The following is a 19,038-nucleotide window of genomic DNA, read 5'->3' as shown; positions in this document are numbered from 1 at the left end:
CTGAGCCGCGCAGGTCTGCCTGAGCCGCGCAGGTCCGCAGAGCGCCCCGGAACGCCGCGACTCGGTTCTCCNCAGGATTCCGGGCCCGGATCACTGCCCGAATTCGTGTTTTCCTGGATGAATGGCTTCCGGGATTTCCGGGCCGCCGATTCTGTCGGTATTTCGGCGGGTTCTTAGCGGATTGCCATCGAGGGCCGGCCGGGGCGCCGCTTCTTGGCCGGAGTCTGGCAGGGGCCGAGCCCGGGTGCTCAGGGTCGACGTCGGGCGCGAGCCCGCGGCCTGAGGTTCAGGCGCGAGGTTCAGGTGCGACCCTCGGACTCCTGGGCGTTGCCCAGGGTGGCCTCGTAGGCGAGCCACTCGGCCCGCAGCACCGGCCAGCCGTCGGCGCGCAGCAGGTCCACCACGGCGGGGTCGTCGTCGACCACGACGGCGACCTGCCGTCGCGCGCCGAGCTGGCGCAGCTCGGCGCGCTTGAACACCCGGGCCGGGCGGCGGTCGTCGTCGGGGCGCATCCGCAGCTCCCCCAGGGGCAGGCCCTGCTCGCCCAACCAGCGCCAGGTCGCCGCCCGCGACCGTTCGGGCCGGCCGGTCAGCCACACCACCTCGTGGTCGCGGGCGAGCCGGTGGACCAGCTCCACCCCCTCGGCCAACGGCGGGTCCGCCGGCGCTGCGGCGAAGAACGCCTCCCAGTCGCCCGGTCTGGCCCGCAGGAACCGCAGCCGGTGACGGACGTCGGCCACCACCCCGTCCACGTCGATGACAGCGAGCGGCCGCTGTTCCGGCACCATCGGCCCCCCCCGACCCCCGGCGCTCATCGCGGCGGGATCGGCCGGGCTGCCGGGCGGCGAGCCGCCCACCGTGCCGCCGGTCCGGTCGGCCGTGCCGGCGATACCCGCCGCTTCAGCCGCGTCCGTCACCTGGATCCCCTTCCCGCGTGGCCATCGACGCTGCGCGCCCCCACCGGCCGGCTCATCGACGACGCGCCGGGAACGCTGCCCTCGCCCGGCCATTGAACACGCGCTCGGTGCCGCATATCGGTCCCGGTCGTGCACTGCCTGCCGGATCGCCTCGAACATCGCACCTTTCACCCCGTCGTGGGCGTCATCCTGTCGTGGGCGCCATCCCCTCATGGGCCCCACTCGTCATGGGCCCCGGCGGCCCTGTCATGGTCATGGATCGCCGAAACCGGTTCGACGCCTCGACGCGGTGTCGGGTGGCCCACATGCCGCGGCGCGTGGACCGCCGGCCGGCCGGATCCGCGCAGGCTGTCGGGGGTGGTCCCGGCGTCGTCCGTGCGGTGGCGGCGGGTGTGATCCGGGTCCGAACGGCCACGTCGGCGCCGGGCCGTCGTTAGCGTGGCCAAGGTCAGCATCCGATGTCACTCGGTGACGGCGTCGCCCGTGCGGCCCTCCGGTGGGTACACCGGTTCGGTCGGTCGGCGGGTTCTGGGATGTTTGCTCCCTCGGACGTGTCATGGTCGTCGGGGGAATTTCGTCGCCGGGTGCCCGACGCGGCGGCGGTCGCCCGGTGCGGTGCCGAGGTGCCGGTGTGGTGCCGAGGTGCCGGTGTGGTGCCGAGGTCTTCGGTGTGGTGCCGAGGTCCCGGTGTGGTGCGGAGATGGTGTGGGGAGGTCGACGATGTCGGGTACCCGGCGGGCNCGCACGCTCGTGGCCGGTATTCAGTCCTCGCTGGGAGCGGCGCTGGCCCTCGCCGACCGGCTGGAGGAGCAGGCGGCCGAGCTCGAACGTGGCGGAGCGTCGACCGCGTCCACGGCGGCGCCGAGCGCCCCGGGCCGGCCGGGCGCGGCGCCCGGGTCGCACGGCGTCGACGCCGAGCTGGCGCAGGCCCGGATGATCGCTCGTAGCGGGGCCCGTGGCTTCGCTGGTGCCTCCTGGGCCGCCCCCGACTGGCGGCACGGCCCGTTCGGTGCCGTCCCCGCCGCGGGGGGTGGCGTGCGCAGCCGCTTCCGCCCGGGCCTGTGGCAGGTCGGGCAGGTCGTCATCCCGCCGGATGAGCCAGGCACGCCGCACAGCACGGTGCCGCTGGCGGTGCCGCTGCTCGATGGCCGCAACCTGCGGATCGAGACCACCCCGGCGCGGCGTGCCGCCGCGGTCGATCTCGTCCGCGGGCTGCTCACCCGGATCCTGGCCGCGGTGCCCGCCGGCCGGGTCCACCTCGTCGTCTACGACCCGCACGAGCTCGGCGCCGGCCTCGCGGGCTTCGCGCCGCTGCGGGCCGCCGGCGTCGCGTCGGCCACCATCACCACCCGGGCCCNGCTGGAGGAGCGCCTCGCCGAGCTGTCCGCGGAGGTGGGCCGGATCACCGTCGAGCGGCTCGCCGGCCGGTTCGACTCGCTACGGGAACGCGAGGACGCCGGCCACGGCCGGCCGGAACCGTGGCTGCTGCTGGTGCTGCTCGGCGATCCGCGCCTGTACGAGGAGGGTGCCCGGTCGCTGGCGGCCGTCGCCGCGCAGGGGCCCGCCTGCGGCGTCCATGTCCTCTCCATCGTCCAGCTCGTCCCGCAGCCCCACCAGGGCGGCCTGGACGGGGGAGACGAGCTCGACGACGTGACCCCGCCCGACCCCNACTCCGACGATCTCCGTCTGGACGAGGCGGCCGACTCGGTCGCCGAGGCGCTGCCGAACTCGGTGGTGTTCACCGCCGTCGAGCTGCTCGCCGATCGCCCGGACTGGCGCGGCGCGCAGCCCGGCCTTTGGCGCACCTCGCTGACCGGCCTGCTGGCCGTCCAGCTCGACCCGCCGCCGCCGCCGGATCTCGTCACCGCCGTCACGAAACAGGTCGCCGACGCGGCCGCCCGCGAGGCGTCCCGCCCCCCCGGCATCGCCGAGCTGCTGCCCGGCGCCCTGTGGGAGTCCGACAGCGCCGCCGGGATCACCGTGCCCGTCGCTCAGGGCCCCGACGGGCCGGTGCGGCTCACCTTCGACGACGACACCGTCCACGCCCTCGTCGGCGGTCAGGCCGGCGCCGGCAAGTCGACCCTGCTACTCGACATGGTCTACGGCATCGCCGCCCGCTACGCCCCCGACCAGGTCCGCTTCCACCTGCTGGACTTCAAGGAGGGCCTGGAGTTCGCCCAGTTCGCCGCCGGGGTCGCCGACCCGTTCTTCCTGCCGCACGCCGACACCGTCGGCATCGAGAGCGACCGTGAGTTCGGCGTCGCCGTCCTGCGCGCGGTCCGCGAGGACATGCGCCGCCGCTCGGTGGCGATGCGGGCCGTCGGCGCGCGGGACCTGCGCGGTCTGCGGGCCGCCGACCGCAGCTCCGCCTGGCCGCGGGTCATCGTCGTCGTGGACGAGTTCCAGGTGATGCTCACCCCGATGGACGCCATCGCCCGCGAGGGCGTCGCCCACCTGGAGGTCCTGGCCCGCCAGGGCCGCGCCTACGGCGTTCACCTGCTGCTGGCCAGCCAGACGCTGTCCGGCATCGACGCCCTCGACTCCACCGCCGGCAAGCGCGGGTCGATCTTCGGCCAGTTCGCGCTGAGGGTGGCGCTGCGCACCTCGATCTCGGAGTCGCGGGTCCTGCTGTCCACGTCGAACGAGGCCGCGGGCGCGCTGTCCGGCGTCGGCGAGGCGATCGTGAACCGGCGCAACGGCCATCCGGCCGGCAACGAGCTCGTCCGGGTCGCCTTCCCCGACCCGGTCGTGATCGCCCAGTTGCGGGACCGGCTGGCGACCGCCACGGCGCGCAGCCTGCCGTCGGCGCCCCGACCGCGAGTCTTCGTCGGGCACGCCCCGGCGATCCTCGACGACAACCCGGTCTACCGCGCGTTGGACGGGCGTCCGGCGCCGCCGGCGATCGAGTCCGCCGCAGCGCCGATCGGGGACGAACCGCCGGCCCCGATCGGCGCGGACGCACCCGCCGAGTCGGAGCCCCTCGCCGTGGCTCCCGACCGGTCCGCGATGCCTGCCGTCGCGATGCCTGCCGTCGCGATGCCCGGCGGCGACCCGCTCGCGCTGGTCGGGGTGCCCGTCGACCTCGCCCCGGCGGCGGTCGGGATTCGCCTCGCCGCCTCGCCCGGGCGCCATCTCGCCGTGCTCGGCCCGCTGCGCCGGGAGGCGGTCGGCATGGTGCAGGCGGCGGCGGCCAGCGTCGCCGCCCAGCTACCGGCCGGCGGCCTCGTGGCGGAGATCGTCGCCGCGGAGCCGACCGCGCTCGGCGCGGCGGAGATCCTCGCCCAGCGGATGCGGCGCTCCGGTCACCCCGTCCGGGTCGCCGACGTCACCGGGCTGCGCGCGGTGCTCGCCGCCGCCGCGGACGAGACCCGGGCGCGGGAGGAGGCGGCGCTCGCCGGCGCCGGCGGCCCGGAACCGCCCCTGCGGCTGGTGGTGGTGTTCGCGATGGACGCCGGGCGGGCCGCCCTGGAGGTGCGTGATCCGGCGTCGCGCCGGACCGGCCTCGACGATCTGCGCACGGTCACCCGCCGCGGCCCGGCGACCCGTGTCCACCTGGTCGGCTGGTGGCGCGGGGTGTCCCGGATGGCGGAGGACCTCGGGCCGGTGAACAGGGACGACATCGCGGCGTGGGCGGCCGCGGGCGTGCCCGGCAGCGACCTGTTCGCCCTGGCCGGCCATCGCCCGGTGGCCGGCGGGACGATGCCGAACCGGGCGGTGCTGTTCGACCGGCACATCCAGTCCGAGCCGCGCACGGTGGTGCCGTTCGCGCCGATGGTGCGGGGGTAGGGCGGTGGCGATCGGGCAGGAAGATCCAGACGGCGCCGGATGGGTGGGTACCCGCCGCGAGGCGGGGCCCGCCCGGCCGGCCGGCCCCGGGGGAGGACGGAGCGGGATGATGGCGGGAGCTGAGTCGTTGGACACCCCCGAGGCCTGGTCTATCGCCGGGTCGTGGCAGCGGGGCGCGACGGCGACGCCGGACGCGGCTGCGATCACGGCCGTCCCCGCTCCGGGTGGGCCGCCCGCCGGGGATCGCGTCGTCGTGCCGGGCGAACCAGGCGGTGGCGCGGCCGCCGCCTACGCCGGTGCGCTGGGACGTCAGCCGGGCGGTCCGGCGGGCGGTCCGGCGGGCGCCGATCCCGATCCCGGCCCCGACGATCCGCTGAAGGCGGCGATGCAGTACCGGAGGCTGCTCGGCGCCTCCGACGCCGCCCGCGCCCGCGCGGATCGGGACGCCTACCAGCGGCGCCAGGGTGGCCGCGCGCAGGCGCGGCGGCACCGTGAGGCCGCCGCCGACATCCGGGCCCGGGTCGAGAGCGTGTGGGCGCAGGTCGCCGAGCCGCTGGCCCAGTACGGGCTCACCGAGCTCGATCAGCTCAGGCCGGCCGCCGCCGAGCCCGCCGCCGCGGTCGCGCTCACGAAGAAGTCCGCCCCGCGCCGCGGCGCCGACGCGCCGGCCCAGCGGCGGCCCGGTCGGCCGCTGGCGAGTTCCGGGCGGGACCTGCGCGGTGGGTCGGACGCCGGCCATGCTGCCGGCCGCCAGGGCGGGTCGGGGCGTGCGGGCCGGTCGGGGCGTGCGGGCCGGTCGGGACGCGGGGAGCTCGGCGTCGTCGGGCAGCCGACGGCGGCTGCCCCGGTCGATCCGCGCACCGCCCCCCGCCAGGCCTACGACCTCTGCCTGGAGGCGATGAGCAAGGCCGCGGAGCTGCGGGCGGTCTCCAAGGCGGCCGGTTCGGCCTCCGCCGGGCTGATGACCGCGCTCGCCTGCCTGCTCAGCCTCGTGGTCGTGGGGGTGTTGCGGGCGTTCACCGAGGCGCCCGGGCTGCCCTGCATCATCGGTGCGGCGGTGCTCGCGGCGGCGTTGGTGGCCGTGGCGGCCGGCTCCGATGGTGGGGTGATGGCCGTGTTCCGGGCAGGCATGCTGGGAGCGGGCGCCGCCGCGGTGGCGGTGCTCGCCACGTTCCGGCTCGCACCGATGGCGCCGGTCGACGTGGCCGCCGCGCTGCTCGCGCTCGCGGCCGCGGCCCGGTTCGGCCTCGGGCTCGGCTCGGGCACCGAGCAGGCGCCGCCGTCCGGCTCGCGGGCCGGCGGTTCCAGGAAGGGATGAGGACGGGTGTCAGGCACGATCGCCGACGTCAAGGCGCAGCTCGACGAGGCGTTCCGGCGCACCGAGGAGGTGGCCGGCCAGCTCGAGGGCGCGCTGAGCATGATCGAAGAGGCGCAGGCGATGGTGATCGCGGCGACCGACGGCAGCGAGCATCGTGCCGTCGAGCAGCTCACGAGCGCGCTCGTCGAGACGCGTGACACATTGCAGATGTCGCTTGCCTCCCTGGGCTCGGCCGTGCAGGAGGTCCGGGACTACCGGGACGGCCTGTAGCCCACCTGCCGTGATCGTCGGCACACCCGATGTCGCGGGGGGCGGCCGAATCCCCACAATAGGGGGGAGTGCGGGTCACGNACGGATATCGCGCCGGTGGCAACAGTGACCAGATGAAGGTCTGGGTAACAACGCTTCAGGCGCCCTGCAACGCGGTGCATCCGAAAGCGGGGCTCACTACAGTCCGGATTGTCCCCGTGCGCCCGGGCGCCCGAGCGATCAGCGGCACCGGACGCCGAGTACCGCCCGTGACCAGGAGGCTGCATCCGCCGTGTCGGACTTCATCCCCCTCGACCTGCCTCTCGTACTCCTGTCCAACCGCGGTCCTGTTAGCTTCGACCGGGATGCCTCCGGTCGCACCGTGAACCGGGGCGCGGGGGGCCTCGTGTCGGCCCTGTCCGGACTCGCCGAACACCTCGACGACGCCGTCTGGGTCTGTGGCGCCGCCGGCGAGGAGGACGCCGCCGTCGCGGCGGAGAGCGCGGGCAGCTCCATCCTCGTCCAGACCGCTCCCCAGCCCCACGTGGTGGACGGCGAGCCGGACGGCCCGGCGATCCGGGTCCGCCTCGTCGTCACCGACCCGACCGCCTACGCCGACTTCTACAGCGTGTGGTCCAACCCGATCCTCTGGTTCATCCAGCACGGCCTCTACGGCCGGTCGCTCGCGCCGGTGCTGACCCGGGCCGAGCACGACGCCTTCGAGAACGGCTACGCGGCGGTCAACCGCGCCTACGCCGACGCGGTCGTCGACGAGGTGCGTGCCCGCGGGGGCAAGGCCCTCGTCCTGCTGCAGGACTACCACTTCTACCTGGTCGCCGACTGGGTGCGCGAGCAGTGCCCCGACGTCGTGCTCACCCACTTCGTGCACATCCCCTGGCCGGGCCCGGACGAGTGGCGCATTNTGCCCGGCGACATCCGCGAGCGGCTGCTGCGCGGGCTGCTCGGCAGCGATGTCGTCGGCTTCCACACCCGCCGCTACGCCCGCAACTTCGTCCTGTGCGCCCAGGAACTCCTCGGCCTGCCCGTCGACCTGGAGCAGCTCACCGTCACGGTCGGGGACCGGGTGGTCCGCGCCCGCTACTACCCGATCTCGGTCGACGCGGCCGCGCTCGACGCCACCCAGGCGTCGGAGGAGGTCGCGGCGCACATCGCGATGCTGCGCTACATCTTCCTCGACGACGATCGTCAGCTCATCCTGCGTGTCGACCGCACCGACCCGAGCAAGAACGTCGTGCGGGGCTTCCTCGCCTTCGGCACGCTGCTCGACCAGCATCCCGAGCTGGTCGGCAAGGTCAGCTTCCTCGCCCTGCTGCAGCCCAGCCGCACCGACGTCCCGGAGTACGCCGACTACATCGCGCTCATCGGCGCCGTCGTCGCCGAGATCAACGCCCGGCACACCAAGGAGGGCCGCCAGCCGATCGACCTGCGGATGGTGGAGGACTTCCCGCTGGCCGTGGCGGCCTACTCGATCTGCGATGTGCTGATCGTCAACGCGATCGCCGACGGGATGAACCTCGTCGCGAAGGAGGTGGCGGTCGTCAACCGTCGCGGCGGTGTGCTGGCCCTGTCCGAGATGGCCGGCGCCCATGAGGAGCTCGGCGAGTTCGCGGTGACCCTCCAGCNGTTCGACGTCCAGCAGATGGCCGACGCCCTGTACACGGCGCTGACGATGCCGATGGAGGAGCGCCACCGCCGGCTCGCCGCCGCCGCCGAACAGGTCCGCACCCATGACGTCCGGCGCTGGCTCGACGACCAGCTCGTCGATCTGCGCCGGATCGCCGGATTCATCTGAGCCCGGAGGAACCCGGATGGAGCCCGGACGGAGCCCGGACGGAGCCGACCGGACCCCGGACGGCGGGCCGAAGGGCCCGGTGCGGTCCGGGTACCACCCTGCCGACCTGCCTGCGCGGACGGGTCGGAAGAAGGGGCGAACGCACATCGGCCCCGGGCATCCGCCATCGGTGTTCGCAGGTAGTCTCGCAGCGGGAACGAGGCGCATCCCGCTGCCGGCAGGCGGTGGGATGAGAGGGACAGGAGTGGACGTGGCGAGTGAGACCGGTCACCACAAGGCCAACACGGGTTCGTGGCTGGCGGTGCTACTGCTGATCGCGGGCTTCGTGATCGGGAGTTTCGCGCTCATCTTCGCCTCGGTGCCGCTGTGGATCGTCACCGCCGTGCTGCTGGTCGGCGGCGGCATCGTCGCCCTGGCCTCCCGGATCATGGAGCAGGCGTACTGAGCCTGGCGAGTCGGGCGGCGCCCCGCGCTCAGCTCGAGGCGGCCGGGGGGTCGGCTGCCGCACGCAGCGCGCGGGGAGTGACGTAGGAGACGAGCCGGGTCGAATCCTGGCCGAGCTCGGCCCACCGCGACACGGCAAGGTCCTCGACCGCGAGCGCGGCGGTCGGGAAGGTGGGGATCCGGAAGCGTTCGTCGGGGGCGAGCAGGGCCACGGCGAGCGTGTGGATGCCGNGGTTGTGTGCCACGAGCAGGACGCTCGGCACCCCGTCGTCGACCTCGTGCAGCCGTTCCAGCAGGGCCTGNGCCTCCGCCAGGTAGAGGCGGTCCTCGACCAGCACCGGCACGCTCGCCGGCAGCGCCTCGGCGATGCCCTCGACGGTCTGTCTGGTCCGCAGGGCGGCCGAGCACAGGATGAGGTCCGGGGCCAGCCCGTTGTCGGCGAGATGGCGGGCGATGAGCCGGCATCCGCGGCGCCCGGCGTCGGACAGCGGCCGGTCGATGTCCGGGATGGAACCGTCGGCCCAGTCGGACTTGGCGTGACGCAGCAGCAGCAGCCGGCGGGGCGGCCTCACTCGACACCGCCGAGTGATCTGATACCGCGCGTGGAGAACATGACTTCACCCGCATTCCCGTGCATGGCCGTGTCGAGCTGTTCTGGAATGCGGAAATGTACCAGCCGGGGAACTTGACGGCGAACGGCCCGGCCCCGCGTGGGGGTCGGGCCGTTCGCCGTACCGTCTCTGGGGCGGTTGTAGTGCCAGGGGGTCAGCAGTACCAGGGGGGTCTGCAGGTACTGGAGGTCAGCTCGCGACCGAGGCCGACAGCAGCAGGCGGTCGGCGAACACCAGCGCGTCGTCAGCGCTCAGGCGGCCGCGGGGAACGACGGTGGCGCGCTCGTCCGAGGTCAGCCCACCCCACACGCCGTGCTCCTCCTGCCGGAAGATCGCGGTGGCCAGGCAGGGACGCTGCACCGGGCAGTCCGAGCAGATCTTGCGGGCGCGGGTCTCGGCGGCGGCGCGGGCCTTGGTGTTACGGCCGTCCGGNGGGAAGAACGCGTCCGGATCGCCGTCGCGGCAGGCCGCGTCCTGGCGCCAGTAGGCGGGCCAGCCGGCGCCGAACGGCTGCGGCGGCAGGTCACGACCGGGAAGAACAGGTACCCCGGCGCTCATCGGGCATCACCGCAGACGCAGTGGCACGCGGCGAACAGGAAGCTGGGTGCGGCGGAGCTTCTGGCAGATAGCACGCTGAGCTGACTGGGCATACCGTCTCCTGCTGACGTTGCAAAGGCGGACACATGCTTTTGCAGACCGCCAAATCCGGCGTAGCGCGACACCCCAGACAGGCAGGTCAACCTTGTTGCGGCGAGAGGCCCCCTGGGGTTCCGGGAGGAATCCACCGACGGTGCCATTCGCCTGGCATACCNGGGGTGGGCTCCACTCGGAAACGATCCCGTCTCGTCTCGTTAACCGAGGAACGTAGACGCCTCTCGACCGGATAGCAAGGGTTCCGGAACGCGGACGTCCGGAGTGCTTCCGCGGGCCGTCAGGGCGCGCGCNGGGACGCCGTGCGGGTGATCCGCAACGGCGCGAGCCAACCTTGATGATCTTGATGGCAGTGGCGGCCGGGTGCGGGACGAGGCTGCTCGTCAGGGGAGAATTGCTGGTGGGCAGCGGAAACGGGCACCCAGGAGATCGCTGTCCAGTGGCCGACACGGGACACCGAAGCCCTCACGGAGAGGACTACGATCGCCCACCCGGCGCCGCGCGCGGCCGCGTTGCGAGCAGGTGACGAACGGGGGAACCCCGTCCGGGGGGCGTCACCGGGCCGGATTCGGCCGTGAAATGTGCGCAGAACCACATTCGACGCCTTTGCTGATGCAAGCGCCGCAGGTGGGGTTCGGGGTACGCGGAAAGTTCCGGTGGCGTACCGCCGAGTGGGGCGATCGGCGTCGGACCGGTCACGCACCGCCGCGGATCGGCAGGCCCGCGGCGGCCCAGGCGTGGTATCCGCCGATTACGTCGGTGGCCCGCCGCAGGCCGAGCTGGCGCAGCGCGTCGGCGGCGAGGCTGGAGGTGTAGCCCTCGGAGCAGATCACGATGATCTGAAGGTCGTCGCCGGTCGCGATCGGCAACCGGGCGTCGCTGGTCGGGTCAAAGCGCCATTCGAGCACGTTGNGTTCGACGACCACGGCGTCGGGGATCTCCCCCTCCGCGGCCCGTTGGGCGGCGGGCCGGATGTCGACGAGGACGCTGCCCGAGCCCTCGGCCAACGCCTGCGCCGCCTCGGCGGGCTCGAGGCGCCGCAGGCGGGAGCGGGCCGCGGCGAGCATCGCGTCGATCCTGCTCCCGCCGGCGGTCACCGCGCGGCGCCCACGGCCGCGACGTCCCGCCCGGCCGGGGTCGCGAGCGCCGGTGCCGGGACCGCCGCCGCGCGCACGTCGGCGCCGTCCTGCGTCGGCGCGAAGCGCATCGGCAGCTCCGGCGGGGAGTACGCGTGGATGGTCGTGGCGACCTCCTGCCCGCGGTTGGCGACCCGGTGCACGTGCTCCGCGCCGAACCCGACAGACGAGCCGGTCAGGTGCTGGCGGACCCGCGTGATCGTCCAGTTCCGATCGTACCGGTCCTCCTCGACGCGGCCCTCGGCGACCGTCATCGCCCCCAGCGCGCCCCCGTGGTCGTGCACCTCGGTCTGCTGCCCCGGATACCACCCGATCAACCACACCTCGACCGTCGCGGAAAGCAGCAGCCGCGTGTACCAGCGACGGTCGGGACGGTGGTGGATCACCGGGCGCCAGATCTCCGGCACGCCGGCGAAGGCCGCAGTCAGGTCCCGCAGTGTCGCCAGGTCGATGATGCCCGGCTCGTCGCTGAGGCACGCGGCCGGCAGAAAGGGGGCCGGCAGGAAGGGCGCGGCGTGACGGGCCGGGTCGGCGCCGAGCGCCGGGTGCAGAAGAGGCACGGGGAACTCCCAGGGCGGTGGAGGCGAACGAGTGCCACCGCGTCGGCCGGGAGAAGGGCGGCCGGCGGGGGCGGGGATCGGCGCGGGCGACCGTCCACCCCGCAGGGCCGCGGCGAGCCGGGCGGCGGGGCGCGCTCGCAGGAGCGCGTGGGGGCGTTCGGTCGGGCCCGGCGCGGTGCGGGACCGGAAGGCGGCGGACGGGGCTGGACGCGCGCCGATCCGCCGGCGACGACGAGGCGCCTCAGACCCGCCCGGTACACGCCGCGCTGACGGCCCGACCCAGGTCCGTCACGCGGTCGCGGTGCAGGAGAGGACGCAGCACTGCCATGCAGCACACTGTACTTCTGCTTGCGGTCCGCACTCCACGTTGCGCCGCGTCGGGCGGCGCGGAGGCGGCGGACCCGGGCGCCGGCGGCGGAAGGGACCCGGGCCGCCGCCGAGGGTATTCCCCGCAATCGCCCCGGTGGATATCCTGCACGCCAGAGTGATCCCACCTTCGGGCGGCCGCTCTTCGCCGAGGGGCCCGGCTGGGAGCCGCGCGGAGCGAGGAGGAATCACCCGCGATGACTGTTGTGCCCTCCGATGGACGCCCGTGGGCGGTGCCGGCCGCGGGCGATCCCTCGCCTCTCGACGAGCTGCGCACCCGCCTGTCCGCGCAGGTCGACGAGGTGGCCTCGATGCAGTCGCGGATGCAGGGCCTGCTCGACGCGGTGGTCGACGTCGCCCGCGAACTGAGCCTGCCGGTCACGCTGCGCCGCATCGCGCAGGCCGCCAGCCAGCTCGTCGACGCCGAATACGGCGCCCTCGGGGTCATCGGCGAGGCCGGCGAGATCACCGAGCTCATCCACGTCGGTTTCGCCGAGGGCGTGCCCGGGACGATCGGCCGGCTGCCGCTGGGCCGCGGTCTGATCGGCGAGAGCCTGCGCTATCCCCGCCCGCTGCGCGTCGCCGACGTGGCGGGCCATCCGGCCGCCGTCGGTTTCCCCCCGGGTCATCCCCGCTTCGACACCTTCCTCAACGTCCCGATCATGGTGCGCGGAGAGGCGTTCGGCACCCTGTTCCTCGGGGCCAAGCGGGGCGGCGGCGAGTTCAGCCGGGAGGACGAGAGCCTGGCCTGCGCCCTGGCCGCCGCGGTCGGCTTCGCGATCGAGAACGCCCGCCTGTACGAGGCGACGCGGCGCCGCCAGGCCTGGCTGTCCGCCAGCGCGGAGATCACCACGGCGCTGCTGTCGGTGGCCGATCCCGAGGAGGCTCTCGAGCTGGTGGCGCGCCGCGCCCGGCAGGCGACCGCCGCGCGCCTCGCGGCGATCCTCGTCCCCGACGCCGCCGGTCTGGTCGTCGGGGTGGTGGACGGGCCGGGGCAGGAGCACCTGCGCGGCCGGGTCTTCACCGGCAACGAGCGGATGACCGAGGCGATGCGCACCGGGCGGGCCGTGCTCGTCGGCGCCGGCGCGCCCGGCGGCCCGTTGCTCGGCCCGGAGACCCCCGACGCGACGGCCATGGTCGGGATGGTGGTGCCGCTCATGGCGGGCGGCCGAGCGCTGGGCATCCTCGTCCTCGGCACGAGCGGTCCGTTCGAGACCTTCAGCGGCCTCGACCTGGAGATGGCCGCCGCCTTCGCCGGTCAGGCGGCCCTGTCGCTCGAACTCGCCCGCATCCACCGCGACCGGGAGCGCCTCGCGGTGTTCGAGGAACGCGATCGGATCGCCCGCGACCTGCACGACGTCGTGATCCAGCGGCTGTTCGCGACGGGCCTGCAGATGCAGAGCCTCGCCCGCGTCCTGGACGGCCCGGCGGCGGGGCGGCTGCACGTCGCCGCCGACGAGCTCGACCAGACCATCGCCGACATCCGCCAGACCATCTTCTCGCTGACGGTCGCCGACCTCGACGGTGCCGACCTGGGCACCGAGATCCGGTCGATCGTCGCCCAGACCGAGCGCGCGCTCGGCATCAGCCCCACGATCCGGGTGGACGGGCCGATCGACCGCCGGGTGCCCGCGGCGATCCGCCCGCACATGCTCGCCGCGCTGCGGGAGGCGCTGTCCAACATCGCCCGGCATGCCCGGGCCACCCGCATCGACGTGCTGCTGCGGGTGACCAGTGTGGACGTCCTCGTCGAGGTCCGCGACGACGGCTGCGGTCCCGGCGGGGCCTCCCGCAGCAGCGGGCTGGCGAATCTGCGCCGCCGGGCGCTGGATCTGGGCGGCCGAATGGGGTTCGGCCCCGGCGAGAACGGCATCGGCACGACCGTGACCTGGCTGGTCCCGCTCATCACCCCGCCGGGAGCGCTGCACGCGTACTCGCCGGCGGACCACTCGACCGCCCGCTAGCGCCCGGCGGCCAGCCGCGTCAGGTGTTCAGGCGGGTGGCGAAGACGGCGGCCTGGGTTCGGCTCTCCAGGCCGAGCTTGGCCAGCATGCTGGACACGTAGTTCTTCACCGTCTTCTCGGCGAGGAACATCCGGCTGGCGATCTGACGGTTCGTGAGCCCCTCCGCGATCAGCCGCAGGATGCGCCGTTCCTGGTCGGTCAGACCGGCGAGCCGCTCATCCTCGGCCGGCCCCTCCCGCAGACGTACCAGCACCCGCGGCGTGACCGCCGGGTCGAGCAGGGACTTGCCCGCGGCCACCTGGCGAACCGCGTCCACCAGAGCCGTGCCCCGGATCTGTTTGAGGACGTAGCCGGCGGCGCCGGCCATGATCGCGGTGAAGAGCGCCTCCTCGTCGTCGAAGGAGGTGAGGATGAGGCAGGCGATTCCGGGGTCCGCCGAGCGCACCTGGCGGCAGACCTCGATGCCGCTGCCATCCTCCAGCCGCGCGTCGAGCACCGCGACCTGCGGTCGCAGCGCGATGATCTGGCCGAGCGCCTCGTCGGCCCGGCCGGCCTCGCCGACCACCTCCACGTCGGGTTCCTCGGTGAGGAGATCCCGCAGCCCGCGCCGTACTACCTCGTGGTCGTCAAGAAGGAACACCCTGATGATTCCGGTGGTCGACGGTGGGGACGCGGCGTCACCGACACCGGACCCGACCGCCACTTCGTCTGACACCGTTGACTCCGCCCGACCTCGCTGTCGTAGAAGACCGTCGCTGTATGTCACGTGCGGCAAGCAGAATATAACGCTCATGGTCCAACGCCCGGGCTGGCTTGGCGGAACGGACGGGGCGGCGAGCCGCGCCGCGGGCGCCTCGGTGGGGGCCGGGAACGCCGTCTGCGGAGCCATCCCGAACGGGGTGGCCCGTGAGGTCGCCACCGACGTGGAACAGCTAGGTAATCATTTAACTGCTATGTGTAGTTTCCGTATGTGATCATGACCTGGTTGTCGCGGCGGAAATCCGCGCCACGCCTCCGGCGCTTTCTGGGGCGGGGCGGCGGGCCCCGCGCACGCGGTGATCCGTGCCGATGTCTGCGCCGCACCGATCGTTCGCTCCTTGGCGTGCGTCAATCATGTCCGACCTCCCGCTAGTTTGCGCCGATATGTCGCCGCTGTGTCGGAACACACCCCGATGCGGAGCGCATCCGGTCTGTCCGTCAGAATGCGGGTCTCGCCCACGCCGACGGCCTGTTGGCCGGGCCGTTCCCGGGGCCGGGGGACGCCGGCGCTGCCGAACGGGCGTGCGGACGATGCCGACTTCGTGAGGAAAGGACGTGCGCGCGTGCGATGGGGTAAGAGTGACGACACGGTGCCCATGACGGCCGGGGCGAAGATTGTCACGCTNCTGGCCGCTCAGACCGAGAGCGCGCCACTCGAGCCGCCCGTCGGCCGGGTCGCCAGTCGGTCGTGGACCGTGACCGGGACGGTGAACCCCGCCGCCTCGACCACCTATCGGGTGTCGGCGACGGTCGCGACGTTCCCGGACGCGGATCCGGCCGACGGCCCGGACGGTGCGCAGCGCGCGGAGACCGCCGTCGCCGCAGCGGATCTGACGCTGTCCTACCAGCAGCTCGTCCGCTTCCGCGACGCGCTGAGCGCCGACGGCTACACCGTCACCGAGGTCTTCGAGGGGTGGCGGACGGTCGCCCTCGACGTGACGCCGGCCGCTGCGGCCGCAGCCCCCACCTCCAGGGGTCGCAAGGCCGCCGCCGACCCGGTCACGCCCCACCCGGTCGTCGCCACGCCGCCCGCGGCCGAGCCGGTCGAGCCGGTCGCCGCGCCGTCGGCCGAGGCCCCGCCCGAGCCGACCACGGCCCAGCCGGAGGCTGGCTCGGCGACGAGCAGAGACGCGGCCGGCGAGAGCGTCGTCAACGCCGCCGGCACCGAGGGATCCGCCGGCATAGAGGGATCCGCCGGCATCGAGGGATCCATCCCGGCAACCTCGACGGAAACCGGTGCCACCGAGGTGCTGCCCTCGACGCCCACCGCCGAGACGGCCGCCGACGCCGGTGCCGCCGAGCCCGCCGGTGCGGCGGAGCCTGATGACGGGACTGTGGCGGCCGACGCAGCGCAGGCCACCGGCGCAGCGGAGGCTGCCGATGGGACTGCGGCTGCCGATGGGACTGCGGCTGCCGATGGGACTGCGGCCGCAGACGGGGCCGAGCCTGTCGATGCGGCCGGGGCTGCTGAGAAGGCCGAGCCTGCTGAGAAGGCCGAGGCCGCCGATCCCACGGAGAAGGCAGCGGAGGGCACGAGCGACGACGCGACCGTGGTCGCCGCGGCGGGTCGCAAGGGCCGCAAACGGCGCGGTGACGCCGAGGCGGCCCGTTGCGGGGCCCGGCGCGGACTGCTCCGTCGTCGACCCGCCGAGGTTGTCGCCACGGCCGCCGCGACTGCTGCTCCGGCCGTGACTGCTGCTCCGGCCGTGACTGCTGCGCCGGCCGCGTCCGGAGCGCCGGCTCCCACTGCCGAGACGATCGGCCCCGCTGACGCCGAGACCGGGGAGGGGACCGCAGGCAAGGCGGGCGACGACACCGCCTCCTGAGTGTCCTCAGCGAACCGCCGCCCGGCGAGAGGTTGTCGGGCGAGCGGGTCGCTGCGCGCCCCGTCTCGGGGGCCGGGGGCCGGAAGCCGTGGACCGGGCCGGTCAGTCGGCGGGGGCGGCCGCGCCGGTGGTATCGACTGCGGAGGCGGGGCGCTGGACGCCGGCCGGGGCGGGGCCACGGGCGTCGACGTCCGGCAGGTACCGGCGCCCGAGCAGGGCCGTCAGGCCGGCGAGCAGACCCGCGCCCGCCGGCACGAGGTAGCCCAGCCGTGCGCCCCCGGTGTCGATCAGGCGGCCGGCCAGCGGGGAACCCACGGCGAGGCCGCCGACCACCGCCATCGTGAGCCAGGCGAAACCCTCGGTGCGGGCGTGTGGCGGAACGATCCGCTCCATCATCGCGTTCGCGTCGATCATCGTGGGGGCCACCGTGGCGCCGGCGAGGACGGATAGCGGGATCATCGCGGCCACGCCGACCCCAGCCAGGGGGAGTGCGAGGCCGACCGTCAACAGCGCGATTGAGCGCAGCAGCCGGGCCCGGAGCGGGCGGTCGTGCGTGCGGGCGCCGGTGATCAGGCCGGAGATTCCCGAGCCGGCCGCGAACATGCCCAGCAGCAGCCCGCCGATGGCCGCCAGGCCCTGCTCGCGGGCGAAGGCGACCATGGCCACATCGATCCCGCCGAAGCCGATCCCGATCGCAAACACGATCGCGACCAGGGTGCGGGTGTCCGGCCGCCGCATGATCCGTTCCGGTGGCGCGGCCGACGCCGGCCGGGGCCCCGGATCGGTGCCGTGCTGCAGCGCGAGCCCCATGGCGCCGACGCCGAGCAGGACCGCCGAGGCCAGCAGGCCGGCGGCGGGGTCGACGAGGGCGACCAGCGCCGTCACCAGGGTGGGCCCCAGGATGAACACCAGCTCGTCGATCGCCGCCTCCAGCGCGAGCGCGGCGGGCAGCAGCGCGCCACCACCCAGCAGTGCGCTCCATCGGGCCCGTACACAGGTCCCGACGGGTGGCAGGCAGCCGCCGGCGACCATCGCGGCGAGGAACCACAGCGGCCGGGGGGTGCCGGCCCACACCGTCGCCAGCAGCGCCGCCACCCCGAGCAGATGCCCGGCGAGCCCGGCGAGCAGCACCCTGGCCTGGCCGAAACGGTCCAGGGCGCGGCCTACCCGCGGCACGCACACCGCCTCGCTGAGCGCACCGGCGGCGGCGACCGCCCCGCCCACGGCGTACGAGCCGGACCGGTCCTGCACGAACAGCACCGTGCCGAGCGCGTGCATCGCGATCGGCAGCCGTCCCACGAACGCCGGCCCNATGAACCGGGTCGCGCCGGGGGTTGCGAGGGTCCGCCGGTAGACGCTTCCGACCGCGCCGGGCGCGGGGGCCTCGGAACCGCTGGCGGGGACGGGGTACATCGGGGGCGGGTCGGTCATAACAGGTCAAGAGTGCCGCACCGCACCGCCGGACGCCAACGGAATTTTCCCTGGTCAGGAGCGTGTCATGAGCGGTCCGGGTCACGTCGTCCACTCCTGCGTCGCGCCGGGCTGAGCCAATCTTCAGCGCGCAGGGTGGGGCGGGTCGATGGTGGCTGGCCTCTGGCTGCCGAGGACGGGCGGCTGGGGCCCGGGGGTTGGCCGTGCCAGTTGTGCATGGTCGGGATGCAGGCAGTGACTGGTCGCTCTCACCGAAGCAGTACTGGGGTCGCAGCGGGCGNCACGGCGGCCCCGGTGACGGATCAGGGCGATGGGATAACGGCGGGGACGAGATGACCGCGCTGTCTTGTCGGAGTCGGGGCGTGGGTCGGGGTCGGGGCTGCGGTCGGGGCGGGGCTGGTTCCGCGGAACCTCCTGATCGTCGGACAGGGGTGGATGTGGCTTCCGGTTTTGCGGAACGCCGTGACGGCTGGGGTCGGGTCGGCCGGGTCGAGGCTGGTCGGGTCGGGTCGGGTGGGTCGGGTTGGGGTGGGTCGGCTCGGAGTGGGCGGCGCAGGGTGGGCGGCTCAGTGTGGGGCTGAGGCCAGGTCTGGGTGTGGTTGATGTCGGGTGGTGCATGGGTGGGGTCGGAAAAGTGTCGGTGGTGGGTGGGAGTGTGTCGGTGTCCGATGGTCCTCGACACCCCTGGCCTGGTGATCATGATGGTGGGTTCTGTAGCAACTCCGACGGCTGTATCCGCGCTGGTTGCGGACCTGGTCCCCGAGAAGGATCCGGTTTCTGGGGAAGAGGCGGTTCCCGGAGCGGACTCGGGTGCCGGAGCGGATTCGGGTGCCGGGGGGGGAGGCGGTTGTCGGGGAGGTGCCGGTGCGCGGGCCGGTTGCGGGCTGGGAGGGGGATCTGTTCGGGGGGATGTGGAGGGGGGTTCGGTGGCGGAGTTGGAGGTGTCGATCTGCCGGTGGGCGGGGCGGCTCGCGGCGGCGACGTGTGGCTGGTTGATGTTGCTGGCAGCGTTTGATCGGCGGGAGGGCTGGTCGGGGGTGGGGATGCGGTCGTGTGCGCACTGGTTGTCGTGGCGGTGCGGGATCGGGTCGCGGACGGCCCGGCAGTATCTGGCGGTCGCGCATGCGTTGGAGGGGCTTCCGGCGATCCGGGCGGCGTTCGCGGCGGGAACGTTGTCGTATGCGAAGGTGCGTGCGGTCAGCCGGGT

The 19,038-nt window shown here is 74.0% G+C and carries 11 protein-coding genes and 12 pseudogenes; 12 read left to right on the top strand and 11 right to left on the bottom strand.

Annotated features, from left to right (window positions below):
• Positions 1-299: 299 nt before the first annotated feature.
• Positions 300-815 carry a hypothetical protein gene (locus tag FF86_RS04775; RefSeq protein WP_082121672.1) on the bottom strand — a complete coding sequence of 172 codons (516 nt, stop codon included), beginning with the start codon at positions 813-815 and terminating at the stop codon, positions 300-302.
• A gap of 843 nt (positions 816-1,658) precedes the next feature.
• Between FF86_RS04775 and FF86_RS65145 the strand changes: the two are divergent.
• The 9 genes and pseudogenes from FF86_RS65145 to FF86_RS04750 all read left to right on the top strand — a co-directional run.
• Positions 1,659-2,274 (top strand): annotated as a pseudogene (locus FF86_RS65145) (cell division protein FtsK); the annotation flags it as partial.
• Between the two features lies 1 nt (position 2,275).
• Positions 2,276-2,585: pseudogene (locus tag FF86_RS40510) on the top strand (hypothetical protein); the annotation flags it as partial.
• A gap of 1 nt (position 2,586) precedes the next feature.
• Positions 2,587-4,703: FtsK/SpoIIIE domain-containing protein (locus tag FF86_RS04770; protein WP_242418191.1), on the top strand; the 2,117-nt coding region annotated here is incomplete at its 5' end.
• A gap of 109 nt (positions 4,704-4,812) precedes the next feature.
• Positions 4,813-6,021, top strand: a complete 1,209-nt coding sequence (locus tag FF86_RS04765) for a hypothetical protein (protein WP_242418190.1) — start codon at positions 4,813-4,815, stop codon at positions 6,019-6,021.
• A gap of 6 nt (positions 6,022-6,027) precedes the next feature.
• Positions 6,028-6,291, top strand: a complete 264-nt coding sequence (locus FF86_RS04760) for a hypothetical protein (RefSeq protein WP_009739496.1) — start codon at positions 6,028-6,030, stop codon at positions 6,289-6,291.
• 271 nt (positions 6,292-6,562) lie between these two features.
• Positions 6,563-7,192 (top strand): annotated as a pseudogene (locus FF86_RS40505) (trehalose-6-phosphate synthase); the annotation flags it as partial.
• A 1-nt stretch (position 7,193) separates the two neighbouring features.
• Positions 7,194-7,913 (top strand): annotated as a pseudogene (locus FF86_RS40500) (trehalose-6-phosphate synthase); the annotation flags it as partial.
• 1 nt (position 7,914) lies between these two features.
• A pseudogene (locus FF86_RS40495) lies at positions 7,915-8,083 on the top strand (trehalose-6-phosphate synthase); the annotation flags it as partial.
• 250 nt (positions 8,084-8,333) lie between these two features.
• Positions 8,334-8,528: a hypothetical protein gene (locus tag FF86_RS04750; RefSeq protein ID WP_370657157.1), complete on the top strand. Its 195-nt coding sequence runs from the start codon at positions 8,334-8,336 to the stop codon at positions 8,526-8,528.
• 28 nt (positions 8,529-8,556) lie between these two features.
• Here the strand turns inward: FF86_RS04750 and FF86_RS40490 are convergent.
• The 8 genes and pseudogenes from FF86_RS40490 to FF86_RS04730 all read right to left on the bottom strand — a co-directional run.
• Positions 8,557-8,758 (bottom strand): annotated as a pseudogene (locus FF86_RS40490) (histidine phosphatase family protein); the annotation flags it as partial.
• Between the two features lies 1 nt (position 8,759).
• Positions 8,760-8,829 (bottom strand): annotated as a pseudogene (locus tag FF86_RS40485) (histidine phosphatase family protein); the annotation flags it as partial.
• Between the two features lies 1 nt (position 8,830).
• A partial coding sequence (locus FF86_RS40480; protein WP_242418189.1) for a histidine phosphatase family protein occupies positions 8,831-9,099 on the bottom strand: 269 nt, incomplete at its 3' end.
• 228 nt (positions 9,100-9,327) lie between these two features.
• Positions 9,328-9,570 (bottom strand): annotated as a pseudogene (locus FF86_RS04740) (WhiB family transcriptional regulator); the annotation flags it as partial.
• Between the two features lies 1 nt (position 9,571).
• Positions 9,572-9,696: pseudogene (locus tag FF86_RS61865) on the bottom strand (WhiB family transcriptional regulator); the annotation flags it as partial.
• Positions 9,697-10,484: 788 nt separating this feature from the next.
• Positions 10,485-10,701, bottom strand: a pseudogene (locus FF86_RS40475) (rhodanese-like domain-containing protein); the annotation flags it as partial.
• 1 nt (position 10,702) lies between these two features.
• Positions 10,703-10,856 (bottom strand): annotated as a pseudogene (locus FF86_RS40470) (rhodanese-like domain-containing protein); the annotation flags it as partial.
• A gap of 26 nt (positions 10,857-10,882) precedes the next feature.
• Positions 10,883-11,485, bottom strand: coding sequence for a cysteine dioxygenase family protein (locus tag FF86_RS04730; protein WP_044883659.1), 603 nt, complete (start codon positions 11,483-11,485; stop codon positions 10,883-10,885).
• A gap of 563 nt (positions 11,486-12,048) precedes the next feature.
• On the opposite strand from FF86_RS04730, the gene FF86_RS04725 reads away from it, so the two are divergent.
• Positions 12,049-13,815, top strand: coding sequence for a GAF domain-containing sensor histidine kinase (locus tag FF86_RS04725; RefSeq protein ID WP_044883660.1), 1,767 nt, complete (start codon positions 12,049-12,051; stop codon positions 13,813-13,815).
• Positions 13,816-13,834: 19 nt separating this feature from the next.
• On the opposite strand, the gene FF86_RS04720 is transcribed toward FF86_RS04725, so the two are convergent.
• The gene (locus FF86_RS04720; RefSeq protein ID WP_082121665.1) at positions 13,835-14,530 is read right to left on the bottom strand and encodes a response regulator transcription factor; all 696 of its coding nucleotides are present in this window, start codon (positions 14,528-14,530) and stop codon (positions 13,835-13,837) included.
• 670 nt (positions 14,531-15,200) lie between these two features.
• Here FF86_RS04720 and FF86_RS04715 point away from each other — a divergent pair.
• A pseudogene (locus tag FF86_RS04715) lies at positions 15,201-16,400 on the top strand (hypothetical protein); the annotation flags it as partial.
• A gap of 102 nt (positions 16,401-16,502) precedes the next feature.
• Here the strand turns inward: FF86_RS04715 and FF86_RS04710 are convergent.
• On the bottom strand, positions 16,503-17,678 hold the full coding sequence (locus tag FF86_RS04710) for an MFS transporter (RefSeq protein ID WP_242418234.1): 1,176 nt from the start codon (positions 17,676-17,678) through the stop codon (positions 16,503-16,505).
• 755 nt (positions 17,679-18,433) lie between these two features.
• On the opposite strand from FF86_RS04710, the gene FF86_RS65140 reads away from it, so the two are divergent.
• Positions 18,434-19,038 (top strand): DUF222 domain-containing protein (locus FF86_RS65140; protein WP_396229773.1); only part of this gene is annotated, 605 nt, incomplete at its 3' end.

Origin of the sequence: Frankia sp. CpI1-P (assembly GCF_001421075.1) — a bacterium.
Taxonomy (GTDB): domain Bacteria; phylum Actinomycetota; class Actinomycetes; order Frankiales; family Frankiaceae; genus Frankia; species Frankia torreyi.
The sequence above is the reverse complement of the archived record's forward strand: the minus strand, read 5'-3'. Positions and strand labels throughout refer to the sequence as shown.

Coding starts and splice junctions, on each gene's coding strand:
- FF86_RS04775 (WP_082121672.1), bottom strand. CDS start 815: ATGAGCGCCGGGGGTCGGGGGGGGCCGATGGTGCCGGAACAGCGGCCG.
- FF86_RS04765 (WP_242418190.1), top strand. CDS start 4,813: ATGGCGGGAGCTGAGTCGTTGGACACCCCCGAGGCCTGGTCTATCGCC.
- FF86_RS04725 (WP_044883660.1), top strand. CDS start 12,049: ATGACTGTTGTGCCCTCCGATGGACGCCCGTGGGCGGTGCCGGCCGCG.
- FF86_RS04710 (WP_242418234.1), bottom strand. CDS start 17,678: ATGCACGCGCTCGGCACGGTGCTGTTCGTGCAGGACCGGTCCGGCTCG.